Below are 5,149 nucleotides of genomic sequence, written 5' to 3' on the forward strand. Positions count from 1 at the left end.
ACCCATGCGCGACACCGACCCGACCCCCGACGAACTCCAGGCGACTTTCGAGACCCTGCTGGCCGCCGTCCAGACCGGCGCGGCCGTCCCGTCCGACAACGCGCTGGACACCGAAACCGAGAACGCGCTGTGGGCGATCACCGACGCCTACCCGGACATCACGGACTCCCTCGTCGCCGCTGCCCGTGCCGCCTTCTCCGGCCAACTCGACGGCAGCAACGCCGCGGCCCGCAAGGCCGCCCGCCGGCGCCTGTTCGAGTCCCACGGCCTCACCTAGGAACCTCGTCGTCGAATAGCGGTCGACACGCGGACCGACACCACAATTCGACTACGAGGTCCGCCTGGCGATCGCCTGCCGGATGAGTTCAATGAAGTGCTGCGGCTGGTAGACGTCGGAAGCGGTGGCGTAGTAGATGGTCCAGCCCTGGGGGTGAGTTCGTTGTGGCAGGGGAAGTCGCGGCGGGCCGGTGTGCCAGACGGCGCTGTCGTATTCGAGGCCGATGCGCCACTGCCGCCAGCCGAGGTCGAGGCGTCGAACGCCGGTGGGGGTCGGTATTTCGAGCTGCGGCTGTAGGGCAGACCGGCGTCGATGCACCCGAGGCGCGTGCGCGATGCCATCGGGGACTCCGGCCTGGCATCGGCCAAGGCAATCAGTTCGGCAGCTCGCGCCGCACCCATCTTGTGACGATGGCGGCTTGCTTCGACAGCCAGATCCGCTCGGGATACACCTCGACCGAGGACGGTGCCCAAGACCGCCAGGGCGTCGAGACGCGGCAGACTGCGCGCGAGATCGATGGCTGTGCGGAGTGCGTTCGTGGTGAGTGTGCCCCGCACGAGCTCCAATTCGCCCGATTCGACTCGATCGCTGTGCACGATCAGCTCGCTGGCCCGGGATTGCCGTGGTCCGAGCACATGCGTGACCGGGTCGGCCGCGACCGAGAACCCGTGCAGCTCCGCGGCAGTGCCGTACGCGGCAACCGCCGACATCTGGCCCATCGACAGTCGTGCGGCCTCCACCCGCAGCTCGGGCGAGAGCTCGGTGTCCGATTCCCGATACACCCCGTGCAGCACGCGTAGCCACTGACCTCGCCCGACTCGCGTGCGAACCTCCGCCGGGGTGTAGGAGGCCAGCGCCTGCCGCCAGGTGAATACCCCGAGCTGTCTGCCGCTCAGCACTCGCAATTCTTGTCGCATGCGTCCACTCTCGCCGGTGTCGGCGCACTGCGACTTGCCGCGACCAGCGAGAACAGATGCCCTGTGGATAACCGAAACCTGTGGACAACTCCGGAGCTGCGCTACAGATCGGCCTCCCACCGATACCCGTAACCACGAATGGTGGTGATCAGCCGCGGCCGCTGCAATTTCGAGCGCAACGCCGCCATGTGCACGTCGAGCGCCCGCGAGATGGCCGCGAACGCATCACCCCAGATGCGGTCCATGAGCTGCTGGCGGCTGACGGCGGAACCGGGGCGTTCGACCAGGATCCGGACCAGCTCGAACTCCTTGTGGGTGAGCGTGATCGGTGCACCCGCGACTTCCACCGTGCGCGCCTGCAAATCGACGCGCACGTCCCCGGTGACCACCACCTGTGGGGCAGGCGTGGTGGGCACGCTCGCCCGCCGAGTGACGGTCTCGAGCCGCGCCACCAGTTCACCGACTCGTGGCGGTTTGGTCAGGTAATCGTCGGCTCCCGCGCGCAGGCCCCGGATGACCGCGCGTTCCCCGCTGCGCGCGGTCAGAATCAGCACCGGCACCGAGCTGACCTCACGCAACTTCCGCAGCACCTCCAAGCCGTCCATGTCGGGCAGCCCCAGATCGAGGATCACCGCGTCGTAGCGGTCGTGACTGAGCAGCAGATCCGCGCCGCGCCGGATATGGTCGGCCTGATAGTCCTTCGCGCGCAGCGCCGCGACCAGGGCATCGCCGACTCCCGGGTCGTCTTCGACTATCGCAAGTCTCACTCGCCGATCCTCGCAAACCGGAGCTTCGGTGCGCAGCGGTATGGGGTCCCGGACGGTCGTCACTTTCGAGACCTTGACGTCCTCTTAGGAATGTTCCCGCTCATGAACGAGACGAACGACCAGTTGGTGCGCGAGAATTCCTTCCCAGCTGCTTCCCTCGAAGGAGCCGTTGACCAGCACCCCGGTCCGCCAGCAGCACCGCGGCCTCGTCCCGCCCTACGAAGGCAGGTCGGGGTTCGCGACGGCGGGCCGCGCCGATTCCGGTGCGGGGTGCGGGTTTCGGCTCGTGAAGTCGCACGTCGGCATCCTGTGCCAGGATGAGGGGCAGCAAGTCGGCTCGAACCCGCTACCGCGCACCGCTCGAGGTCCGGTCCCGGGTGTGTGGATGAGGAGATAGCTGCAACGTGACCACCCCAGACGACGAGGCCCGCGGCAACCAGGTCCCCGGCGAACCGGCTCCGGAGCAGCAGAATCTCACTCCGGAACAGCAGGCCGACAACGCGTTCCTGCAGGAATTCCAGCAGGCGTTCGAGGAAAGCGGCGAGCAACCCGACGTGGAGTTCTCGCTGGGAGAATCCGCGCCCCCGCCCGAGCCCGAAGACGTCGATCCGGCCGAGCAGGCCCGCGAGATCGGCCACAGCCTCGCCCGTGAACTGGCCACGGCCGGCCCGCAGGGGTGGACCAAGCTGGACGCCGTCTTCGTGTTCACCGCGGTCGCCGAGGTCGCACAGATCGTGTTCAGCGACGACGAGGAACGGTCGGTCCGCATCCAACCGTCGGAAACCGTGCTGGAGCTGGTTCGCCGGCATCGCTCGGTGTCCGCCGAACTGGGCGACGGACCGTGGTGGCGGTTGCTGTTGCAGCTGAACCCGGCCGGCCAGCTGGAGATCGACTACGACTACGGTGACGAGCCCTTCCCGGACGATCACCTGTTCCCGGCCGAGGTCTACCAGGCCGATCTGGCCGAGTATCCGCGCGATCGGCTGCCGGTGTGGCTGGCCGCGTATGTCTCGCACGGGAATCGGCAGTCGCGTACGCCCGCCGAGGCGGCAGCCTGGGCCCGCGCGGATCGAGAAGCCGGCGTGCGGGGAACGGTCTCGGCGCGCGATTTCCCGGCGCTGCCCACACTGTGGGCCCGCTGGTCGGTGCTGGCGGCCGCTTTCGTCGCGGTCGGGTCCGAATGGGGCCCGCGCATCCTGCCCGCGCTCGGCTGGTTCGAGGGCGCCAAGCGCGGCGGCTCCACGCTCTACATGCTGCCCGGCGGCCGGGCCGTGCTCTCCGGCGGCGTCTGGAACGCCCCGGCCCTGGACTCCGCCTACAACGATGGCGAGCAACTGCCCGCGTACTACGCCGGTGCGCCGGCCTGGGTGGCCAACCCGGTGCTGAATCCGCGCGCCGCCAGCGGATTGCTCTCGTTCTGCTACTGGTGGGAGGGTGGCCGCTGGTACCGCGGCGATTCGCCGACCGCGGATCAACTGGCCGAGGCGGTTCCGGGCATCTGGACCGCCCAGACAGTCACCAATGTGATCGCCAGCCTCGTCTCCTCGGAGCCCTCCGACGGCCAGGTCGCCGCCGTGGCAACGCTCGTTTCCGCCGCGGAAGCCGGTGTGGTGACTCGCGACACGCTGATCAGCGTCTTCGGTGACGAGGGCGGGTTCGACATCGACAGCGCGTTCTACCAGCTCACCATGGCCGGGGTGGCGACCACGCTGCCGGATCCGATGCCCGAGGACGAGGCCATCGAGCAGGTGCGCCGCTATATCCTCGAGCGCGACCTGGACACCACCGGCTACCCACTGGACCAGTTGCGCGCGGACCGGATCAGCTGCGGCTGGATGGTGTTCGTCCCCACGGCGCCCGGGGAAATCGCCATCGGCCGTGCGCTGTTCTACATCGCCGACGACGGCGTGCTGGAACAGTCGTCGTCCTCGATCGCGCCCTCGCGCTACATCGCGGAATTCGAGCAGCGCTTCCAGGAGCGCAACGGCATGGTCGACGCCTAGTCCCAGAAGTCTTGCCCCGCTGCGGCTACCGCAGCAGGGCTTTCGCCTCTGGGTGAACAGTCGGCTAAGTATCGATGGCCAATTCCTAACGGCTTCTTTAGCTTCTCACGTCGGAGAACCGGGGCGCGGCGCCGGTCCGGCTGCCAGAATGGTCGGAAAGCCCTGCTTGTCAGCTGCTTTGCGGTCGTCACGCGGGAACCCAACTGTTCATGGAGATTTCGACTTCTGGTCTTTCGGGATTCATGCGAAGATCCCACTACGAGTCCTGCGGAATGAGAGGTGCACGATGACACTCGAGAGATTCTCGGAGAAGCAGCGCACTGCGGGCACCGATACCGGCAAGGTATGCGACCGCATGAACGCGCTCGCCGATCGTGTACAGGCCCAGCTCGATTCCCTGATCGCCATTGTCGGATCCGACCCGGTCTTCGGTGAAAAGTTCATGAACGACCCCAAGGGACTCAAATACCAGCTCGAAGGTGCGGTCGAGGGCACTCGCACCATGGCCGAGTCGTGGGGCAAGCTCTCCGCAGGCCAGTTCAAGGCCGCGCGGAACAACGAGATCGAAGAACAAAAGCGCCACGATCAGATCATGCAGGCCTGATCGCAGCCGATTGCTGTTGTTGGCGGGTGGTCCACCCGGACCGCCCGGAGAGTTCGTGGAGTGGGTGAGAGTTAGATGGCCAGACGCGATACCGAGATCAGCGGTGTGATGGAGGAATTCCGCACCCGCATCCGCGAGATCGCCGAGATGCAACAGCAGCGGGTCAAACTCACCGCGACCGCTACTACGAAGGATCGGCAGATCTCGGTGACGGTGAACGCCAACGGTGTGGTCATTCAAACCAAGTTCGGCAGCGGCATCGACGAATACAGTTACGACGACATCGCCAAGGCGATCACCCGGCTGGCCCAGCAGGCCGCGGAAGATGTGTTCGGCCAGAGCAAAGAGGTCATGGCACCGCTGGCGGAAGAACGCGCCAGGCTGCCCAAGCTTTCCGATGTGATCCCGGGCATGCCTGATTTCCAGAGCGAGATCCCCATGGAGCCGCCGGTTTCTGTCGCACCGCCGGGGGCGGCCGAACGCGAGGACGAACTGGTCTTCACCGACGTGGAGCGACTCGAGGAAAAGCCGGAAACCGGAAAGGGCGTCACCGACTCCGTTTGGTGACGTGCGCGCGGTAG

At 66.8% G+C, this 5,149-nt stretch carries 6 protein-coding genes; 4 read left to right on the forward strand and 2 right to left on the reverse strand.

Translation table 11 applies throughout. The features are described 5' to 3' along the window. The first annotated feature begins 4 nt into the window (after nt 1–4). Nucleotides 5–277 (forward strand): hypothetical protein, encoded by a 273-nt coding sequence (locus tag AB0I43_RS22160; protein ID WP_356973806.1) that lies wholly within the window; start codon nt 5–7, stop codon nt 275–277. Here AB0I43_RS22160 and AB0I43_RS22165 read toward each other — a convergent pair. Together AB0I43_RS22165 and AB0I43_RS22170 are read right to left on the reverse strand one after the other, a co-directional pair. After that, entirely contained in the window at nt 274–1,194 is a 921-nt protein-coding gene (locus AB0I43_RS22165) for a type IV toxin-antitoxin system AbiEi family antitoxin domain-containing protein (RefSeq protein WP_357432608.1), read from the reverse strand. The genes AB0I43_RS22160 and AB0I43_RS22165 overlap by 4 nt on opposite strands. 101 nt (nt 1,195–1,295) lie before the next feature. After that, nucleotides 1,296–1,961 (reverse strand): response regulator transcription factor, encoded by a 666-nt coding sequence (locus AB0I43_RS22170; protein WP_356973807.1) that lies wholly within the window; start codon nt 1,959–1,961, stop codon nt 1,296–1,298. A gap of 404 nt (nt 1,962–2,365) precedes the next feature. Here AB0I43_RS22170 and AB0I43_RS22175 point away from each other — a divergent pair, with 404 nt between their 5' ends. The 3 genes from AB0I43_RS22175 (at nt 2,366) to AB0I43_RS22185 (ending at nt 5,135) form a co-directional block, all read left to right on the forward strand. Beyond that, the gene (locus AB0I43_RS22175; protein ID WP_357432609.1) at nt 2,366–3,964 is read left to right on the forward strand and encodes a hypothetical protein; all 1,599 of its coding nucleotides are present in this window, start codon (nt 2,366–2,368) and stop codon (nt 3,962–3,964) included. A gap of 355 nt (nt 3,965–4,319) precedes the next feature. Beyond that, the gene (locus tag AB0I43_RS22180) at nt 4,320–4,568 is read left to right on the forward strand and encodes a hypothetical protein (RefSeq protein WP_357432610.1); all 249 of its coding nucleotides are present in this window, start codon (nt 4,320–4,322) and stop codon (nt 4,566–4,568) included. Between the two features lie 75 nt (nt 4,569–4,643). Continuing rightward, nucleotides 4,644–5,135 carry a YbaB/EbfC family nucleoid-associated protein gene (locus AB0I43_RS22185; RefSeq protein WP_357432611.1) on the forward strand — a complete coding sequence of 164 codons (492 nt, stop codon included), beginning with the start codon at nt 4,644–4,646 and terminating at the stop codon, nt 5,133–5,135. Nucleotides 5,136–5,149 lie beyond the last annotated feature (14 nt).

This window comes from Nocardia sp. NPDC050435 (assembly GCF_040655395.1).
Classification (GTDB): Bacteria; Actinomycetota; Actinomycetes; order Mycobacteriales; family Mycobacteriaceae; genus Nocardia.

Coding starts and splice junctions, on each gene's coding strand:
- AB0I43_RS22160 (WP_356973806.1), top strand. CDS start 5: ATGCGCGACACCGACCCGACCCCCGACGAACTCCAGGCGACTTTCGAG.
- AB0I43_RS22165 (WP_357432608.1), bottom strand. CDS start 1,194: ATGCGACAAGAATTGCGAGTGCTGAGCGGCAGACAGCTCGGGGTATTC.
- AB0I43_RS22180 (WP_357432610.1), top strand. CDS start 4,320: ATGAACGCGCTCGCCGATCGTGTACAGGCCCAGCTCGATTCCCTGATC.
- AB0I43_RS22185 (WP_357432611.1), top strand. CDS start 4,644: ATGGCCAGACGCGATACCGAGATCAGCGGTGTGATGGAGGAATTCCGC.